Consider the following 18386-nt stretch of genomic DNA (forward strand, 5'->3'; position numbering starts at 1 on the left):
AACGTTTGTATACAGAACAGATAATAGTTACTGTTATAAATATAGAAATAAAACAAAGTTCTGTTTGGTTGTCATCAGTGGGCTGTGTGGGAGAAAATAGAAAAACAATCGGAAAATAGTAAGAGTTACAGCATCAACACCATATTTTTATACGCAGTATCTAAAATAACTACTATGGCCGATTCAACAACAGAGATGTATCGAACTCGAGCGGACACACTGGCGACCGAAGCCGGATCGGGGCCCGAGTTACTCTGTGCACACGGTTCGTTGATGGACCGAACGATGTACACGCCACAACTCGAGGCACTCTCCGACGAGTATCGCGTCGCAACCTACGACCTTCGCGCCCGGACCGAACGAGCCACCACCGCCTACGACCTCTGGGACCTCGCAGACGACTGTCACGCTGTCGTCGACGGGCTCGAGATGGACCAGCCCGTCATCGCGGGAATGTCGATGGGCGGATTCATGGCGTTGCGATTCGCGCTCGAGTATCCCGATTCTGTCTCCGGGCTCGTCCTGATCGATGCAATCTCCCAGCCCCACCCCGAGGACGACGTCGATCTCTATCGCGGAATGATCGACCAGCTCCGCGATGCGGAGGCGGTTCCAGAGAACACCGCTCGAACCGCTTCGCAGTTCCTGTTTGGCGAGACGACCCGCGAGGAGAACCCAGAACTCGTCGAATCGTGGATCGACCGCTGGACGACCTACCCCGGAAAAGCCGTCTACCAGGAAATCGGCTCCTGGCTCGACCGCGAGGACGTCACCGACCGACTCGAGGAAATCGACGTCCCCGCTCTCGTCGTCCACGGCGAGGAGGACGCATCGCTCGATGTCGAACAGGCCGAACCGATGGCCGACGCGCTCGGTGCGCGGATGGAGGTCGTTCCCGACGCCGGCCACTCTTCGAACCTCGAGCAACCCGAAGCAGTCAACGACGCGATTCGCCAGTTCCTCGAGACCGTCTACAACTGATGTAAACCACCCTACCCTACTTCGCTCGGGGGCTATGGCCCCGCTCGCTCGTTGAGGGTAGGGCTTTCGCGTGGACTCCCGTTCTACGCCTCGGATGAGGCGGGAAGATCGTACTCTCCACTCACGTTCAGTGTCCCGCGATTCAAGCGCACGTCTACGGGTGCGCCTCCGTCGTCTGCGTTTTGCCGACGCCGGAGATACTGCAAGCCGATGTTCTTGGAAGCGTTGTAGTCGGCGTGGTTCTGGTAGCCACAATCCTGACATTCGAAGTCTTCGCCGTGGCGGTTATCATCGTGGGTAAACCCACAGGTCGAACACCGTTTTGACGTGTTCCGTGGGTCCACTTGCACGACTTTGACGCCCTGCTCTCTGGCTTTGTATTCGACGTACTCGTAGAGGCGACGGAACGCCCACAGATGGTGCCACGATGCTTCTGGGACGTTCTCACGAATGTCGGTCAGGTCCTCGAACACGATATGCGAACAGTCGTGTTCGACTGCTTCTGCGACGATCTCGTTGGCAACACGATGCAGGAATATCTCGAAGCGTCCGTCCTCCTTGCGCTCGACGCCTGCTATCGCGTCGTGTGCCGCTCGCGTTCCGCACTGTTGGAGGTTGCCACGCCGTTTCTCGTACTCTCGCTTCCAGTGGTTGAACTCGTCTGCCGACCAGAACCGTCCGGTCGAAGCCACCGCGAGTTGGTTCACACCGAGGTCCACACCGAGGACGGTGCTGTGCCCGGTAGTGGGTTCGGTGTCGTCGTCCTCTTTGAGCATCGACGCATGGAGATACCAGTCGCCGTCACGCCGATGGAGTGTCGCCCGCCGAAACTCGTAGTCTTCGTCTGTGACGTACTTTGTCGGCGGTGTATCGGCATCGTCAGGTAGAATGTAGTCGCACTCAATCCGTCCGTCCGGTGTTGAGAGCGAAACGTGGTCACGATGGAACGTTGCGCTTCGCTTGTCGTAGACGGCAGTATCCGCCGTGAACGTCGGACGAGACGTATCTTGGTCGTTTTTGAGACGTTCGACGCCGCTTTTGACGGATTCGACGGCTTGGCGAATCCCCTTCTGGACAAGATTTGCGGTCAGCTCCGTGTCCTCACGTAGCTGGTCGTAGAGGGCGCGTTCGGCCTTCGCTTTCGAAGTGACGTGGTAGCCGTCATCGCCGTGCCAGCACCACTCACTCGCGGTGTTGGCGCAGTATTTGAATTGCTCGACAGTCTCTCGAAGGTGCGTATCTGCGCCTTCGGGTGTGTCGAGCTTGATAACGGCGGTACGACGGTATTCCGCTGTGTTTTCACATATGCGCTTGTAGTTACTTAATGATTAGGAGTTGGCAGGCGACAATTTGGTGGCTGGTCAGTACCGTGTCGGCTTCCTCCCCACCCTACTCGCTTGTGCTTCCGCCGAGGCCGGAAGCCCGGCGCTCCTTGAGGGTGGGGCCTCCGCCTCGTATTCGGTGAAACGCTGTAAGGACGTTCCGGCACAGTCACTGAACGGATCGCGGTCGCGCCGAAACTGAGTTACAGCAGCCCGTCGGAGAACGTCACCGGTAATTTATTCACACAGACGAAAACTATAATTGATAGTGGTTTGTGATTGATTTCAATGGTGGAGGGAGCACTTTCGGCGAAAGTTACGTCGCTGGTCGGTGGATCGATTCTGTTCTTCGCGCTCATGCTGTACGTCGGAAGCCGGACCCAGCGGTGGGTCGACTCGGCGTCAGACTTTCTCGTCTCGGGACGGGAAATAAACGCCGTCGTCATCGCGTTCGGCCTGGCCGCGATCGGACTGGCCGGTTCCGTCGTCTCGGGTGTCCCGGAGTACGTCGTCGAGTTCGGGTTCGTCCCGGCGCTGTCGTACATGATCGGCTGGGTAATCGTCGTTAGCCTGTTCGGGCTCGTCCTCGGACCAGTAATCCGTCGAACAGGTGTCTATACGACGCCTGAGTGGATGGAACAGCGGTTCGATCGGAAGACTCGAGTCGTCACGGCGATCGGAAGCGTCCTGGCTGGAATTGCGATCACGGCATCGCAGTTCGTCGGGATCGGCGCGATCCTGGCCGCGATGACGGACGTTCCGTTTTGGCAGACGACCCTCGCGATCACAGTCGTCACGTTGATCTACATGTACCTGGGTGGACTCTGGGCCGTCACCGTCACCGACGTGTTGCAGATGGTGTTTGGGTTCGTGGCGTTTGCCCTCGTGGCCGGCTGGCTGGCCGTCACCTACGGTGGACCGACGTGGCTGCTAGAGACGACGCCGGCCGGGACGTTCTCGCTGACGGGGACCGACGCGGCTCCGATCGTCGGACTCGGGTTCGACAACATTCTCACGTGGACGCTCGCCTGGGTCGCCCTGGTCGTTGGCAACCAGTACTACTGGATTCGGATCGTCAGCGCACGGAGCGAACGGGACGCCACGCGTGGCCCCATTCTTGGCGGTCTCCTCGGGTTGGCGCTCGTCACCCTGCTTGCACTCCCAGGAGCGTACGCGTTCGGCGCGTTCGGTGATCCAGCGATCGCCGGTTACGATGTCCGGGGAATCATCGGCCTGTTCATCCTCGAACTGCCGATCGGGCTCGACGCCCTGTTGCTGGTCGCGCTCGTCGCCGCGGTAATGAGTACGGCATCCACGACGATCATCGGAACGACGACCGTCCTGATCCGAGACGTCTGGGAGCCCGTCAGAGGGACGGCCGCAGGCAGCGAGGACCTGGTCGTCCCAAGTCGAGCCTTTACTCTCGTTCTCGGCGTGCTCGCCTGGATTCTCGCGGCGGGCTGGGCCGAGAGCGCGCTGCTCTTGCTCGGTCTCGGCATGGCGTTCGTCGGTCCGCTTGCAGCAGTCATCCTTCTCGGCCTCTTCTGGCCTCGAACCACCGGAACAGGTGCCTTCGCCGGCGTTCTCGTCGGTATCGTCACTGTCGCCGCCTGGGAACCAACCCAGCTGAGCGAGTTCGCCCACGCGACTTACCCGGGCGTCCTCGCGCCAGCTATCGTCACGATCCTCGTCTCGCTGGTGACGTCGCCGCCGTACTACGGGTCCAGAAACTGGCGGCAGTCAGAGTCGAGCGCCACGGCTGGAACGGAGTCCGGCACGGACGCGGTCGGCGAAGTGCCAGACCCCGAGTTCCGCGCGACCGTCCGCGAACTCGCCAAACCCTGGACGCCGAGTACACGCTGGAACCGGGCGATCGAGACACGGGGACGGGAACGCGGTGGACTCGTCAGTCTGCTCGTCGGACGAGGTGAGGACGAATGACGGCCAGTAGCGACCAGATAGACGACGAGCGCGAAATCGACGTCGAACTCGAGGGCGACACCGAGCGCTCGCCCGAGCAGTTACTCGCAGACCTACTGCGCTTGGTCCGCGAGGGGCGGACCCGCATGGACGCGCTCGCGGACAGCCTCGAGTTGAGCGCGGTCGACACCGAACGGCTCGTCGCGGCTGCCGAAACGCAGGGTGACGTGATGCGGGCCGGGTACACGGGCGGTGACCTCTATACGATTCACCTGACCGAGCAGGGGGCCACAAAGCTACCGTCCCGTTCGATCCGTGAAGTACGACTTGCCCGCCACGACCTCGCCGAGCGCGACCTCGAGGTACTCCGGGCCGTCGACGCAGTCGGTCGTTGCACGGCGACGACCGTCCGAGAACACCTCGACAACGCGTTGTCCCCCATGGAGCTTATTCCGATCGTGACGCATCTCGTCCGGGAGGACTACCTCGAGGAGTCGGGCTGGTTCAGGCGGTACGTCGAACTGACTCCGGCGGGTGAGTCGGTGCTCGAGGCGATCGAGAACGAATCCTGAGCCGGCAATGCGTTTACGGCCACCGCGTTCCGATCCTGGCGTTTGTGTATCGTTCCGAGGCCACGTCGTAGCGATACCCGAATGGAGTGTCCGACGTGTGGTCACGAACTCGAGACCGAACGCGGCATGCGACAACACCACACCAAGGTTCACGACGAGCCGTTGCCGAATCGGACGTGTAAGGGCTGTGGCCGCGAGTTCTACGATCCGAAGTCGCGACGTTCCTACTGCGACTCCTGCAATCCGAACGCGGGAGAGCACAACGGGAACTGGAAAGGTGCGAAAGAGACGACGGACTGCAAGCTCTGTGGGTCGACGTTCTCGTACTATCCGTCCGACAAGGACGGCGTCTACTGTCCGTCCTGCGTCGAAGCGGCTGACGAATTTCTCGGCACGCCCTACTACGAATATCACGACATCGAACGGGTGAAACGAGTCTGCGAACAGTGTGGTAGAATCTCGACCGTTCTCAAATCCAAAGCCGAGCGCGATCCCGTTCGCTTTTGCAGTCAAAACTGCCTCAGGCTCTGGCTGACAGATCTGTGGGACAGTAACGGCAATCGATACAACGGTCGCTGGAGAACAGTGAGACGGAAATCCCTCGAGCGGGATAATCACACGTGCCAAGAGTGTGGAATCAGCCGCGACGAAATCGGGCACGAACCGGACGTCATCACATCAAACCGATACGTGAATTCGACGATCCTCAGCTTGCCCACACGCTCGATAACGTCGTCTGTCTCTGTCGAAGCTGCCACCGATACGCGGAACTCGATAGAATCGGTGGACTCTCTGCGACTGCGCAGGAGTAAACAATAACTCATAAACCGTTCTGCCGCTAACCAACGACTGCTGACTGCAGTCCCGTGGTGTAGTGGCCAATCATATGGGCCTTTGGAGCCCATGACGACGGTTCGAATCCGTCCGGGACTATGTCATATTCTTCACATTTTCCGTGTGAGTTGTTGTAGGGATAGAAGCAATAGCAAGGCACAATTTCCGACCTGCGGTCGAGGAAGACCCCAAAACATAATTTTAGTTATATGGTTCGTCTCGAAAATCTCCCCCGAACGACAGCGATCCAGCCAACCGAGCATTGAACCCGCCTCGAGATCAGACGCTCTGGACAGTGTTTTCGACTAACATACTCCTGTAATGGATTTAGCCAATTTCACGTCACTCGCTACCATACACCATTAATTACAGTGGGGGATGTAGGGCTCTTGCTAATCGGGTGATAATATGGGGACGATAGGCGGTCGAGGACGCCGTTCGAAGGTGACGGTGGAACAGTGGTTCGGGGCGGTGCTCCTCGTGGGACTGGTAGTACTGGTGCTCGATCTCGTTCGGCGGGTCGTCTTCGGCGACCTCCCGGTCGACACCCTCTCGGTCTTCGTGTGGCGGGGGCTGGTCGACGGGTTGCTCATCGCGCTCGCCGCCGTCGGGTTGTCGATGACCTACGCAATTCTCAAGTTTGCGAACTTCTCGCAGGGCGATCTCGTCACGACCGGCGCGTTCACGGGGTGGACTGCGGCGTACGTCGTCGCTGGGATCGGCGTGACCGACTTCGGTTCGACGATTCTGTTGAACGCCAACCGCGGAACCTCCGCCCGCGAACTCGACATGCACCTGTTCGGAGCACCGATCGCGATCCTCGTCGGCCTGGTCGTCGCGGCTCTCGCGACGATTCTCGTCGCCCTCGCGTTCGACCGAGTCGTCTACAGGCGCATGCGAACCGCCGGCGGAATCCCGCTGTTAATCGCGAGCATCGGCGTCGCGCTGGTGGTCCGATATCTCGTCGTGTTCTTCTACGGCGAACGCACGCGCGGCGTGACCAGGGGTTCGCCGACGATCGATCACTCACTGGTGTTCTGGACCGATTCGTTGCACGTCCACCAGGCCACGCTCGTCGTGGTCGGGCTCGGGCTGATGCTCGGCCTCCACGTGACGTTACAGTACACCAAACTCGGGACGGCAATGCGAGCGATGGCCGACAACCGGGACCTCGCGCTGGTCACCGGCATCCCGACCGAGCGAGTGATCCTGCTGACCTGGATCCTCGGCGCGGGACTGACCGGCGTCGCCGGCTACCTGATCGTCCTCGAGCAGGAGACGCTCAGCTTCAACACCGGCTGGTTCTTGCTGCTTTTGATCTTCTCGGCGGTCATCCTCGGCGGAATCGGATCGATCTACGGTGCAATCGCTGGCGGGTTGATCATCGGGCTGGCGACGAACGTGTCGCTGGTCTGGATTCCGGCCGACCTGACCGAGGTCGCCGCGTTCACGCTCATGATACTGATCCTCATATTCAGACCGTCCGGTCTCTTCGGTGGGGTGGAGACAGCATGACTCGCGACGAGGCCGCAGACGCAGTCGAAGACGACGACGCGCTCTCGAGAACCACTTTCGCCGGTGGACGCCGGGTCGAGGCAGACGGTGGGTCGTCTGCGGGAGGTCCCGACGACCAGCCTACTCCCATCGATGTCGTTCTCGACGGCGACGTTCGGCCCCGCTGGCTGAACGACGTCCGCATCATCGTCGAGGCCACCATCGTGGTGTACGGCCTCTTTATCCTACTCGGGCTTGCGGCCGGGCTGAACTTCAACGGAATCGTCAGTACCCTCCAGCAGGTGACGCTACTGGCGGCATCGTTCGCGCTGGTCGTCCTGGCGCTCAACCTCCACTGGGGGTACACCGGGCTGTTCAACATCGGCGTCGCCGGGTTCATGGCTGTCGGTGCGTACACGATGGCGCTGGTGACGGCCGCACCGGACGCCACGTTCCCCGGCCTTGGGTTGCCACTCTGGGTCGGCGTCGGAGCTGGACTGATCGCGTCCGGACTCGTCGGATTCCTGGTCGCACTGCCGGCGTTGCGCCTCCGGGCAGACTACTTTGCGATCGTCACGCTGGCCGCCGCAGAGGTGATCCGGCTGGTGTTCAACTCGAGTGCACTCCACGAGTTTTCGGTGCTTGGCGTCGAACTCGGGACGGGCAGCGGACAGGGGATGTCGTTCCCAAACCTGCGGAACACGGTCTCGCGGACGTTGCTGTACGTCGACGGTGATCCGGCTGCAGGGCCGACTCTTTTCGGTCGACCGTTCGTGACGATCGGGGACGGCCTCGAGTTGAGCACATCCGTCGTCGAAGGGTGGGTCTACACCGTCGTCCTCGTCGCACTCGTCGCGTTCGTGTTCGTCGTCATCACTCGGATCGGGAACTCCCCGTTCGGCAGGATGCTGAAAGCGATCAGGGAAGACGAACTCGCGGCGCGATCACTGGGAAAGAACACCGATCGCGTGAAAATCAAGGTGTTCGTCCTCGGCTGCGTGTTCATGGGGCTGGCTGGCATCGTTTGGCAGGGTCGCCGCGGGTACATCGATCCGAACCTCTTTCTGCCGATTATCACGTTCTACATCTTCATCGCGCTGATCATCGGTGGTTCCGGGTCCAACACCGGGAGCGTCGTCGGCGCACTCCTGTTTGCTGGCCTGCTGTTCGAGGGGCCGCCGTTCGTCCAGCGCATCGTCGACGCCACGTTCGACCTGCCACAACCCCCGACGGTGTACGACGGTGCGGTCGCACTCGCTGATCTCGACCCGGGGCCGCTGCTTGGGTACGCGGTGGCCGAACTCCCGAACCTCCGGTTCGTCTTCTTCGGTGCGGTGCTGATCGCGCTGATGATCTTTCGGCCGGACGGGATCCTCGGCCACCGGAACGAGCCAGCGTCGCCAATCGACCTGAGAAGGGAACGACCACCGCAAGACCGCGAGGCGACAGTCGCAGACGGAGGCAAAGAAGATGAGTGACGCCGAACTCGAGAAACGGGAACGAACGGAACAGACGATACTTCACGTGTCGGATCTCGAGAAGCAGTTTGGGGGCATCGTGGCAGTCGGCGGCGTCAGTTTCGAGATCGAACGAGAGACGATAACGGGGCTTATTGGTCCGAACGGGGCCGGCAAGTCGACGGCGTTCAACCTCATCACCGGTGTCTACAGGCCGGACGGCGGAACCGTCTACTTCCGGGACGAAGACGTGACCGATCTGCGGCCCAACCAACTGGCCGATCGGGGGCTGGTTCGAACGTTCCAGATCAGCCGCGAGCTCTCGGGCATGACTGTACTCGAGAACATGTTGCTGGCGTTCGACGAACAGCGCGGGGAATCGCTCTGGCGGTCGGTTCTTCCAGGTGCACGTCGATCTGTCGTCAGCCAGGAACGGGAGTTGCTCGAGCGCACGTGGGAGATACTAGAGCTGTTCGAACTCGACCACCTCGCCCACGAGGACGCGGCGACTCTCTCTGGTGGCCAGCGAAAGCTACTCGAACTCTCCCGGGCGCTGCTGACTGATCCGGAGCTCCTCTTACTCGACGAGCCGATGGCCGGCGTCAATCCGACGCTCGAGAAGAAACTCCTCGCTCGCCTCCACGAACTCAGGGAGCAGGGGTACACTTTTCTCATCGTCGAACACGACATGGAGGTCATCATGAACAACTGCGAGACGGTGATCGTCATGCACCAGGGCCAGGTGCTCTCGAAGGGGCCACCAAAAACGATACAGGAAGACGAACGCGTCATCGACGCCTACCTCGGGGGACAGCTCTGATGCTCGTCGTCGACGATCTGGACGCCGGTTACGGCGATCTACAGGTCCTCTCCGGGGTCGATCTGACGGTCGAAGCAGAGGAGTACGTGGTGATCGTCGGCCCAAACGGCGCGGGAAAGTCCACCGTAATGAAGTCGGTGTTCGGACTGACGACATACTTCGGTGGGCGAATCGAGTTCCAGGCCGACCGAATCGACGGGAAGCCGCCGGAAGAAATCATCACACACGGCATCGGCTACGTGCCACAGACCGACAACGTCTTTCCGTCGCTTTCCGTCGGCGAGAACCTCGAGATGGGGGCGTACATCCTGGACGAGGTGCCACGGGACGCCCTGGAGATGGTCTACGATCGCTTCCCGATCCTGCGAGAGCGCAAGAGCCAGGCGGTCGGCAGTATGAGCGGCGGCCAACAACAGATGGTGGCGATGGGGCGGGCGCTAATGTTGAACCCTGATTTGTTGATGCTCGACGAGCCCTCGGCCGGGCTTGCCCCCGATCTCGTCGAAGACATGTTCGACCGCGTCGACGCGATCAACGACGACGGAACGGCGGTGTTGATCGTCGAACAGAACGCAAAAGAGGCTCTCCGGCGGTGTGACCGGGGATACGTACTGGTCCAGGGAGAGAATCGATACGAGGGAAGCGGCGACGAACTCCTCGCAGACGAACAGGTCCGACAAGAATTTCTTGGTGGCTGACACCCACGGGACTCGAGTGGTCGCCGTCGGCCGACGTCACCCCTCGAAGTCGATCTGGTCGACAACCTCGAGTTCGAAGTCGCCGAACTCGACGATGTCGTAGGTAACCCCACGCATGTCGCCGTTGTCGTCGAACTCGAGGACGCTCGAGGCTCCCTCGTAGGTAATCTCCTCGCCTGCAGCGGCGAGTTCGACCGCTTCGGGGAAGTCCGAGGGACCAACCGGCTCACCGTTCGGATTCGCGACGGCTCTTATCTCGTCGCGGACGGCGACACCGTCGTTGTCGCCGGCGCGGACGTTTGCGAGGATCATGACGGCGCTTGCGTCGTAACCGTGGGCGTTGAACACACCCGGACTCCGCCCGTACTCGTCTTCGTAGCTCTCGGTGAACGCGTCGACCTCGGGACCGGCGGCAGCGGGTGCGGTCCCTAGCACGTTGTCCATCGGATTGTCGGCACTCTCGGGGAGGTCGTCCTCGATTAGTCCGTCCGTGACGATGACTGGCAGATCGGGATCGAACCCCGCGTAGAAGTCCCGGAAGATCTGGATGCCGCTGACGGGGAACGCGATCACCAGCAGGAAGTCGGGATCGTCCGCGAGGACGCTCTCGAGGACGGAGGTGTACGACGGCTGCTCCGGCTCGAACGCCTCCGTGGCCGTGATCTCCCCGCCGAGTTCCTCGAACCGATTCTCGAACACCGTCGAGAGTGCGACTCCGTAGGCGTCGTTCAGGTGGAGCGACGCGCCTCGGTCCCAGCCTCGCTCCTCGTACGCGACTTCTGCGATGACGTCACCCTGTAGGGCGTCGCTCGGTGCCGTTCGGAAGACGAAGTCGTCGTCCACCAGATCGGTGATATCCGGACTCGTACTCGCGGGCGAACACATGACGACCTGGTTCGGGATCGCAACCTCTTCTGCGACCGGGATCGTCACGTCGGACGCTGCAGCACCGGTGAACATCGGATACCCGGCGTCCACGAGCGACTGTGCGGCGCTGATCCCTGCTTCGGACAGCGTCTGGGTGTCCTCGCGCTGAACGTCGACCGAAAACTCGCTTCCGACAGCCGCGAGCTCTCGAGCCGGAAGTTCGGCTCCGTCAGCGATCGGGGTCCCCAATTCGCCCAGGTCGCCCGATTCTGGTTGTACGATTCCCAGCAGTACCTCACGACCCTCCTGTTGTGCACCGATACGTCCCGTGAGCGATAGCGCACTCACACCACCGATTCCCGCCAGTACAGCGCGCCGGCTGGTTCGATCCATGGCAGCCGTGAAACGCCCGTTGTAAAAGCTTTCACACTTCGTTTTGGGAGTGATTCGGAGATTGTCGGCGAGCCGTCGTCGATAATAGCTCGTTGCCCCGTCCACGTGACGCGACAGCCGACTTCTCCCGGCCAAGAGTAGCGGCCGCGGGAACCGGGCCGAGACACGTGAGAGACTGCCCGCCGGCAGTTGGCGAACGCAACCGGTGGAACTAATGGCATATTGACGGCGGTCGAAATCACGCCACACCACACCACACCACACAAGACCACAAGCGTTCGGTCGCTCCGCTCTCGAACGCCGACCACGTGAACGTTCGCCAGGTCATCCCGAAAGACGCGATCCAAGCATCGACCAGCCGACTTTCGGCACAGCACACGCGGACGAGTCGACCGACGACGTGATCGTTCTCGAGTCGCCGCCGAAACGCGGACAGGACACGAGCGGTTGTCGACGAGTCCGTCTTTCGATACTGGCGTTCGGCCAGAACGGTCGCCAGACAAGCACACGCCGACAGTTCTCGAACTCGAGAGCACGTCCGTCCCGAGCAGACACGCGACGCCGCACAACGACTCGAGAAGTCACAGCCCGCATACAGTTCTCGATACCGCGAAGACGTAGCTGGAACGTGTACTGCCGACACAACGCCGTTCCGGTTCGAATTCGTTCGTTTGAACGGTTCTGAAACGTCGACAAACGAGAAAAAATAACGTCGACGACTATCCAACTATTAGAGACGAGAGTTCCCAGAGCCGGATACGTATGACAGACGACCGTTTCGAACTCCTCGCAACGACAGACCGCGAGACGATTCGGATAGTTGGACGACTCCATGATCGCGCACCGTCGCCTTCGATCCTCACAGCAGGACTGGCCGTCTCACTCGACGTCGACTTCGACAGTGCTGGCCGAACGGCCCACTCACGGCGAGAGCGGCGACGAGCGCTACATCGAAGACGTTACCGGGGAGGCGGGTGGTGAGTGACTATGGCACCCGCAACTGACGACCGACTTCCCTACCTCGGAGGGGCAATCGCTGGCATCGCTGCGTGGCTCCTCGGGTATGCGTCCACCTATCTGACCGTCGCGGGCGATATCCGAGACTCGCCGCTACATCAGTTCGTCGAAGCTTTCGACGGGCAGGCCGCAGCCTACGAAATGGTCGGCTGGGTGTTCTACAACACCCACCAGGTCGAGACGCTGTTCAGTGACGTGCCGCTCATCGGCAGCCACGCGATGACGTTCGTCGGCGGAGAAGACGGTTTCACCACCGTCCTGTACGCAGTTCCGGCCGGCCTCTTGCTCGTAGCCGGAATCGCGATCGCAGCCTACCGGCGGCCGGCGACGCCGACCGACGGTCTGCTAACCGGACTTACGGCAGTTCCCGGCTATCTCCTGGTGACCATCGCGGGGATTTTCCTCTTCGAGGTCACGGTCGGTGGAGCAACCGGCGCTCCCGACGCTCTCCCCGGCATCGTTCTCGCCGGCCTCGTCTACCCCGTCGTCTTCGCAGGCGCTGGCGGCGTCATCGGGACGCTCCTCGGCTAGCGGGGAAGAAGTGGCCGGGAACTCGAGCGAACGGGCACCCACAGGCGTCTTTTCCTGTTCGATCGTGTTCGAGTAACCGATATAAACAGTAATCGTGAATTATTAACCACGAACGTTTTACTGAACCAAACCTATTCCTCGCTCGAGCGTCTAGGAACGTCGATGACTGGTTCCAACGTCGAGTCCGACGCCGACGCGGAGGAAACGCTACGCGAGCGCGTCGAAAAGTGGCTCAGCCGGGAAATGCCGATCATCCAGATGCACGGCGGGACGAGCGCCGTTCGGAAGGTAGACCTCGAGAGTGGTGAGGTAGTGATCGAACTCGGCGGCGGGTGCAAGGGGTGTTCGGTTAGCGACGTAACGACGGGCAACATCGAGGCCGAACTCATCAAGTGGCCCGAAATCGACGAAGTGACAGTGCGGGTTCCGGACGCTCGCGACAGTCTCGGTGGGCCGGACCAGCCCGAATCGATCATGGGCGTCGACCGAACCGAGGGAGGCCGGGGCGACTGGGGATCATCGAACCCAGGAAAGGATCATCTTTGACACCCGCTTCGCGCAGGCGCGCCAGCGCGTTGTATGCTCAACGTTGACATGGCTGGTGAGTTTTGGGAACGACTATATGCTTTTACGGCGCAACTCCGGAACCATACACGATGACGACGTGTGGACGTCCACGACCGGGAGGTGAGGGCAATGGCTGACGAATTCGGCACGGCAGAAACCGACGCTGAGACCGACGGTGGCGTTCGTGCATACACCATCCGTCTCGAGCTCGTCGACGACCCCGGCGAGTTGCTTCGGGCGCTTACCCCGATCGCAGAGAACGGTGGCAATCTCTTGAGTATCCACCACGAGCGTGGCAACATCACACCCCGAGGGCACATCCCCGTCGAGGTCGATCTGGAGTGTCCGCCCGATCGGTTCGACGACGTCGTCGACGGACTTCGCGATGCCGGTGTCAACGTCATCCAGGCCGGTGCCGAACACTACGGCGAGGAGATCAGCATCGTCCTCGTCGGTCAACTCGTCAAAACCGGCCTCTCGGAGACACTCACCCGAATCGAAGACGAAACAGACGCCGCCGTTCTCGACCTCTCGCTTGCCACTCCTGACGGCACCAACGCCGTCTCGAGTGCACGGATTCGCCTTGCGATCGACTCCGGTCGATCAGAGAAGGCCCTGACCACGATTCGATCGATCGGTGCCGACACGGGACTCACTGTCGTCGAACCGCTGCTCGGGGGTGAAACCGCATGAAGCTCGCGATCCTCGGTGCCGGCGACGTCGGGCGCTCGGTCGCCGACCTCGCGGGCGAATACGGACACGATGTCGTCGCACTCGCAGACTCGACGACCGCGGCCGTCGACGCCAACGGCATCGCCGTCCGGGAAACGATCGACCGAAAGGTCAACGATGACACTCTCGGAACAGCCGATCCCGACGATATCTTCGAGACCGAATACGATGTCCTCGTCGAGGCCACTCCGACGACGCTCGGCGACGCCCAGCCCGGTTTCTCTCACGCAAAACGTACACTCACAGACGACCGACACGTCGTCCTCGCGAACAAAGGCCCCGTCGCCGAACGCTACGAGGAACTGCAGGGACTCGAAGCCGAGAGCGCGGGTTCGGTCCGATTCGAGGCCACAGTCGGCGGTGCCATCCCCGTGCTCTCGACGATCGAAGACGAGACACCACAGGCGGTAACGGCCATCAGGGGCGTACTCAATGGAACCGCGAACTTTATTCTCACGCGGATGGCCGCTGAAGGACTCGACTACGAACACGTCCTCGCAGAAGCCCAGGACCTTGGCGTCGCCGAGGCCGACCCGACGTTCGACGTCGACGGCACCGACGCCGCACTGAAGTTCGTCATCCTCGCAAACGTACTCGCCGACGGCGGCTTCTCGCTCTCCGACGCCACCGTCGACGGAATCGAAAACATCCCCGGCAGCGCGCTCGACCTCGCCGCCGAGGACGGACGAACGATCCGGCTGATCGGAGAGGCCACCCGCGACGGCGTCCGCGTCGGGCCACGACTAGTCCCCGAAAACAGCGCACTTGCCGTCACTGGCACGCGAAACATCGTCCAGATAGAAACACGACACGCGGGCTCGCTGCACTCGAGTGGTCGCGGTGCCGGCGGCCCAGAGACGGCAACTGCAGTTCTCTCCGACATCGGCCGGCTCCCACCCCTCGAGTAAGGGGACGCGTCCGGGACAACCCAGTGACCGTTGCTCGAGTGCGATCGGCTGGCGATGTCGTCCCCGCACACGGTCTGTGTGTACGAAACACAAACCGCAAGAGAGCGACGGGGTTAGGCGAATACGCTTTCGAAATGGTTTTAACCGCAACGAGCGAAAGAGACCGATATAAGCGCCTCTGCGCGTGAGCTACAACAATGAGCGAACAACACCAGAACCTGGCCATCATCGGTCACGTTGACCACGGGAAAAGTACGCTCGTGGGCCGACTCCTCTACGAGACGGGGAGCGTACCCGAGCACGTCATCGAACAGCACCGCGAGGAAGCCGAAGAGAAAGGCAAAGGCGGCTTCGAGTTCGCCTACGTCATGGACAACCTCGCCGAAGAGCGAGAGCGCGGTGTCACCATCGACATCGCCCACCAGGAGTTCTCCACCGACGAGTACGACTTTACCATCGTCGACTGTCCTGGTCACCGCGACTTCGTCAAGAACATGATCACTGGCGCGAGCCAGGCCGACAACGCCGTTCTCGTCGTCGCTGCTGACGACGGCGTCGCACCCCAGACACAGGAGCACGTCTTCCTGGCCCGGACCCTGGGTATCGACGAACTCATCATCGGCGTCAACAAGATGGACGTCGTCGACTACAAGGAGTCCACCTTCGACGAGGTCGTCGAGGAAGTCAACCAACTCCTCCAGCAGGTCCAGTTCAACACGGACGACGCCTCGTTCATCCCAATCTCGGCGTTCGAAGGCGACAACATCGCCGAAGCCTCCGACGAAACCGACTGGTACGACGGCGAGATCCTCCTCGAGGCTCTGAACGCCCTGCCGGAGCCGGAGCCACCGACGGACGCGTCGCTCCGACTCCCGATCCAGGACGTCTACACGATCTCCGGTATCGGTACCGTCCCCGTCGGACGTATCGAGACCGGTGTCATGAACACGGGCGACGACGTCGTCTTCCAGCCATCGGACGTCGGTGGCGAAGTGAAGACGATCGAGATGCACCACGAAGAAGTGCCGAAAGCCGAACCCGGCGACAACGTCGGATTCAACGTCCGCGGCATCGGCAAGGACGACATCCGCCGTGGTGACGTCTGTGGTCCGGCCGACGACCCGCCGAAGGTCGCCGAGACCTTCCAGGCCCAGATCGTCGTCATGCAACACCCCTCGGTCATCACCTCGGGGTACACGCCGGTCTTCCACGCCCACACGTCCCAGGTCGCGTGTACGATCGAATCCATCGACAAGAAGATGGACCCCTCGAGCGGCGAGGTCGCCGAGGAGAACCCCGACTTCATCCAGTCGGGCGACGCTGCAGTCGTGACGATCCGACCGCAGAAGCCCCTCAGCATCGAGCCGTCCAGCGAGATCCCCGAACTCGGGAGCTTCGCCATCCGCGACATGGGTCAGACCATCGCGGCCGGGAAGGTCCTCGACGTCAACGAGAAATAAATGCAGCAGGCACGCGTTCGACTCGCGGGCACGAGTCCAGACGACCTCGACGACATCTGCGACGACGTCCGCGAGATCGCGAACAACACCGGCGTCAACCTCAGCGGTCCGATTCCGCTGCCGACCAAGACCCTCGAGGTGCCGACCCGGAAGTCGCCTGACGGCGAGGGCACCGCGACGTGGGAGCACTGGGAGATGCGCGTCCACAAGCGCCTGATCGATCTGGACGCCGACGAACGCGCACTCCGACAGCTCATGCGCATTCAGGTGCCAAACGACGTTTCGATCGAGATCGTCCTCGAGGACTAGATCCGATCGCCGTTCGCCGACCCACTTCTCCGTTTCTACAACCGATAGCCACAGCCATCGCTGCTGTACTCCCTCCCTAGCAGAGAAGGCCACCGCTTTCTCCAAGGCAGCCTGCGTAGGCCGTGTAAACTTTTAGCTCTCGACACCTGAGTACGTGTATGTCAAGCGGGAAACGAAACCGTCCACGGACGCGATCACCGTCGGACGCGACCCCCAACTCGAGACCCGACCGCGGGGCTAACGCAACCGGAGACGAAACTCCCGGGTCCGGAAGTCCCCTCCTCGAGGTGCTCGCCGTTTTCTTCGTCGTCTACGTCCTGCAACAGGTCACGTCGCTACTAGGAGTGATGACTGGGCTGTTCGTCCTCTCGCCGCCGCTTGCGACGAACCCGTGGACGATCGTAACGAGCGTCTACGCCCACGGTGGACTCGGACATCTCGTCTCGAACAGTCTCGCACTGATCGTCTTCGGCTGGGCCGTCGCACGGGCGACGACCCGACTGCGATTTCACCTGTTTTTCGTGGGGGCTGGCGCACTCGCCGGAATCGCCCAGATCCTCGTCACTGGAGCAGCGGCAACACTACCACTGCTTTCCGTGACACCCACAGGCAGCGTCCTTGGTGCCAGTGGAGCCGTCTTCGCATTGCTCGGGTATCTCGTCGCCTCGAACCGACTCGCCGCCAGCTTTGCGTCGATCGTCGAGATTCCACGGTGGTTCACGATCCTCGTGTTCGTTGGTCTCGCAACTGCAGTCACCCTCGCAACTGCGGCACCGCATATCGCACTGATCGCACACTTTACCGGCTTCCTCCTCGGATTGATCGCAGGACGCGCTCGAGTGTTGCAGGTCGAATAGAAACCAGCCGATCGCTCCTACGAATTCAAAAACGAAAGTGAGCGTCGCGTGGTTGCCCCTCACGATCTGCCCACGAAACACAAGCTACAAATAGAAACGCCGGATTAGAAACGGGTGCGGGCTCGTAGATCAGTGGTAGATCGCTTCCTTCGCAAGGAAGAGGCCTCGGGTTCAAATCCCGACGAGTCCACTATTCTTCGCCGCGAGCAAACTCGCGAGCGGCGCAAATCGTTGCCGAAGTCTGGATTTGAACTCCTGTGAGTTGCAGCGCCGAACGGAGTGAGGCGACCGTCTCACAATGGGTTCAAATCCCGACGAGTCCATGATTCTTGCGCGACTCACAAATCCGTGAGTCACGCGACTCGTCGTCGAAACCAGGCCTACCGCCCTGTGATACGGATTGCTGTAACTGTTTACCGCCACTCACCAGAACGGGGTCGGCGCTCGGCGGTAAGTAACTACAGCAAACCGTATGAGTCACAACCCGTCCCGCAGACAAGAGCGAAAAGGGGCAACTCACAACGGGTTCGGATCTCGGTGAACCCGTGTTCAACAGCCCGTTGCCTTCTCGGCCACCGGATTCGCTGGCCCCTCCTTTCGCTGTCGTAGCGCCGGCAGATTCAAGCCACGTCTTTATATGGTTTCGA

General features: G+C 61.2%; 17 protein-coding genes, 2 tRNA genes and 1 pseudogene. 18 read left to right on the forward strand and 2 right to left on the reverse strand.

The annotated features are described in order from the left end of the window. Positions 1-174 precede the first annotated feature (174 nt). Positions 175-981: an alpha/beta fold hydrolase gene (locus NATGR_RS04220; RefSeq protein WP_015233318.1), complete on the forward strand. Its 807-nt coding sequence runs from the start codon at positions 175-177 to the stop codon at positions 979-981. A gap of 83 nt (positions 982-1064) precedes the next feature. Here the strand turns inward: NATGR_RS04220 and NATGR_RS04225 are convergent, their stop codons facing one another. Continuing rightward, positions 1065-2288: an RNA-guided endonuclease InsQ/TnpB family protein gene (locus tag NATGR_RS04225; protein ID WP_015233319.1), complete on the reverse strand. Its 1224-nt coding sequence runs from the start codon at positions 2286-2288 to the stop codon at positions 1065-1067. 303 nt (positions 2289-2591) lie between these two features. Between NATGR_RS04225 and NATGR_RS04230 the strand changes: the two genes are divergently transcribed. The 8 genes and pseudogenes from NATGR_RS04230 to NATGR_RS04265 all read left to right on the forward strand — a co-directional run bounded on the left by NATGR_RS04230 (position 2592) and on the right by NATGR_RS04265 (position 10098). After that, a complete protein-coding gene (locus NATGR_RS04230) occupies positions 2592-4244 on the forward strand; it encodes a sodium:solute symporter family protein (RefSeq protein ID WP_015233320.1) in 1653 nt (550 codons plus the stop codon). Beyond that, positions 4241-4795 (forward strand): hypothetical protein, encoded by a 555-nt coding sequence (locus NATGR_RS04235; protein WP_015233321.1) that lies wholly within the window; start codon positions 4241-4243, stop codon positions 4793-4795. Before NATGR_RS04230 ends, NATGR_RS04235 begins: the two co-directional genes overlap by 4 nt. Before the next feature lie 81 nt (positions 4796-4876). Beyond that, a pseudogene (locus NATGR_RS04240) lies at positions 4877-5607 on the forward strand (HNH endonuclease). Positions 5608-5655: 48 nt separating this feature from the next. Then, positions 5656-5728: transfer RNA gene (locus NATGR_RS04245), tRNA-Gln, on the forward strand. 309 nt (positions 5729-6037) lie between these two features. Next, positions 6038-7144 carry a branched-chain amino acid ABC transporter permease gene (locus NATGR_RS04250; protein ID WP_015233322.1) on the forward strand — a complete coding sequence of 369 codons (1107 nt, stop codon included), beginning with the start codon at positions 6038-6040 and terminating at the stop codon, positions 7142-7144. Further along, a complete protein-coding gene (locus tag NATGR_RS04255) occupies positions 7141-8601 on the forward strand; it encodes a branched-chain amino acid ABC transporter permease (protein ID WP_005581261.1) in 1461 nt (486 codons plus the stop codon). The genes NATGR_RS04250 and NATGR_RS04255 overlap by 4 nt, the downstream gene beginning before the upstream one ends. Further along, entirely contained in the window at positions 8594-9400 is an 807-nt protein-coding gene (locus NATGR_RS04260) for an ABC transporter ATP-binding protein (RefSeq protein WP_005581260.1), read from the forward strand. The genes NATGR_RS04255 and NATGR_RS04260 overlap by 8 nt, the downstream gene beginning before the upstream one ends. Then, positions 9400-10098, forward strand: coding sequence for an ABC transporter ATP-binding protein (locus tag NATGR_RS04265; RefSeq protein ID WP_005581258.1), 699 nt, complete (start codon positions 9400-9402; stop codon positions 10096-10098). The genes NATGR_RS04260 and NATGR_RS04265 overlap by 1 nt, the downstream gene beginning before the upstream one ends. Positions 10099-10134: 36 nt before the next feature. Here NATGR_RS04265 and NATGR_RS04270 read toward each other — a convergent pair whose 3' ends face one another. Continuing rightward, positions 10135-11358: an ABC transporter substrate-binding protein gene (locus NATGR_RS04270; RefSeq protein WP_005581257.1), complete on the reverse strand. Its 1224-nt coding sequence runs from the start codon at positions 11356-11358 to the stop codon at positions 10135-10137. A gap of 832 nt (positions 11359-12190) precedes the next feature. Between NATGR_RS04270 and NATGR_RS19235 the strand changes: the two genes are divergently transcribed. The 9 genes from NATGR_RS19235 to NATGR_RS04315 all read left to right on the forward strand — a co-directional run bounded on the left by NATGR_RS19235 (position 12191) and on the right by NATGR_RS04315 (position 17929). Next, positions 12191-12343: a hypothetical protein gene (locus NATGR_RS19235; RefSeq protein ID WP_155897272.1), complete on the forward strand. Its 153-nt coding sequence runs from the start codon at positions 12191-12193 to the stop codon at positions 12341-12343. Between the two features lie 2 nt (positions 12344-12345). After that, on the forward strand, positions 12346-12906 hold the full coding sequence (locus tag NATGR_RS04280) for a hypothetical protein (RefSeq protein ID WP_005581254.1): 561 nt from the start codon (positions 12346-12348) through the stop codon (positions 12904-12906). Between the two features lie 162 nt (positions 12907-13068). Then, positions 13069-13452: a NifU family protein gene (locus NATGR_RS04285; RefSeq protein WP_005581253.1), complete on the forward strand. Its 384-nt coding sequence runs from the start codon at positions 13069-13071 to the stop codon at positions 13450-13452. Between the two features lie 150 nt (positions 13453-13602). Continuing rightward, positions 13603-14166, forward strand: coding sequence for an amino acid-binding protein (locus NATGR_RS04290; RefSeq protein WP_015233323.1), 564 nt, complete (start codon positions 13603-13605; stop codon positions 14164-14166). Continuing rightward, positions 14163-15113, forward strand: a complete 951-nt coding sequence (locus NATGR_RS04295; protein WP_005581251.1) for a homoserine dehydrogenase — start codon at positions 14163-14165, stop codon at positions 15111-15113. Before NATGR_RS04290 ends, NATGR_RS04295 begins: the two co-directional genes overlap by 4 nt. 197 nt (positions 15114-15310) lie before the next feature. Further along, complete coding sequence (gene tuf / locus NATGR_RS04300; RefSeq protein ID WP_005581250.1) at positions 15311-16573, forward strand: translation elongation factor EF-1 subunit alpha; 1263 nt, start codon at positions 15311-15313, stop codon at positions 16571-16573. Continuing rightward, complete coding sequence (rpsJ, locus tag NATGR_RS04305) at positions 16574-16882, forward strand: 30S ribosomal protein S10 (RefSeq protein WP_004215311.1); 309 nt, start codon at positions 16574-16576, stop codon at positions 16880-16882. A 158-nt stretch (positions 16883-17040) separates the two neighbouring features. Next, positions 17041-17739, forward strand: a complete 699-nt coding sequence (locus NATGR_RS04310; protein ID WP_005581231.1) for a rhomboid family intramembrane serine protease — start codon at positions 17041-17043, stop codon at positions 17737-17739. 118 nt (positions 17740-17857) lie between these two features. Next, positions 17858-17929, forward strand: a tRNA-Ala gene (locus NATGR_RS04315). Positions 17930-18386 lie beyond the last annotated feature (457 nt).

Source organism: Natronobacterium gregoryi SP2, from assembly GCF_000230715.2.
Lineage (GTDB): Archaea > Halobacteriota > Halobacteria > Halobacteriales > Natrialbaceae > Natronobacterium > Natronobacterium gregoryi.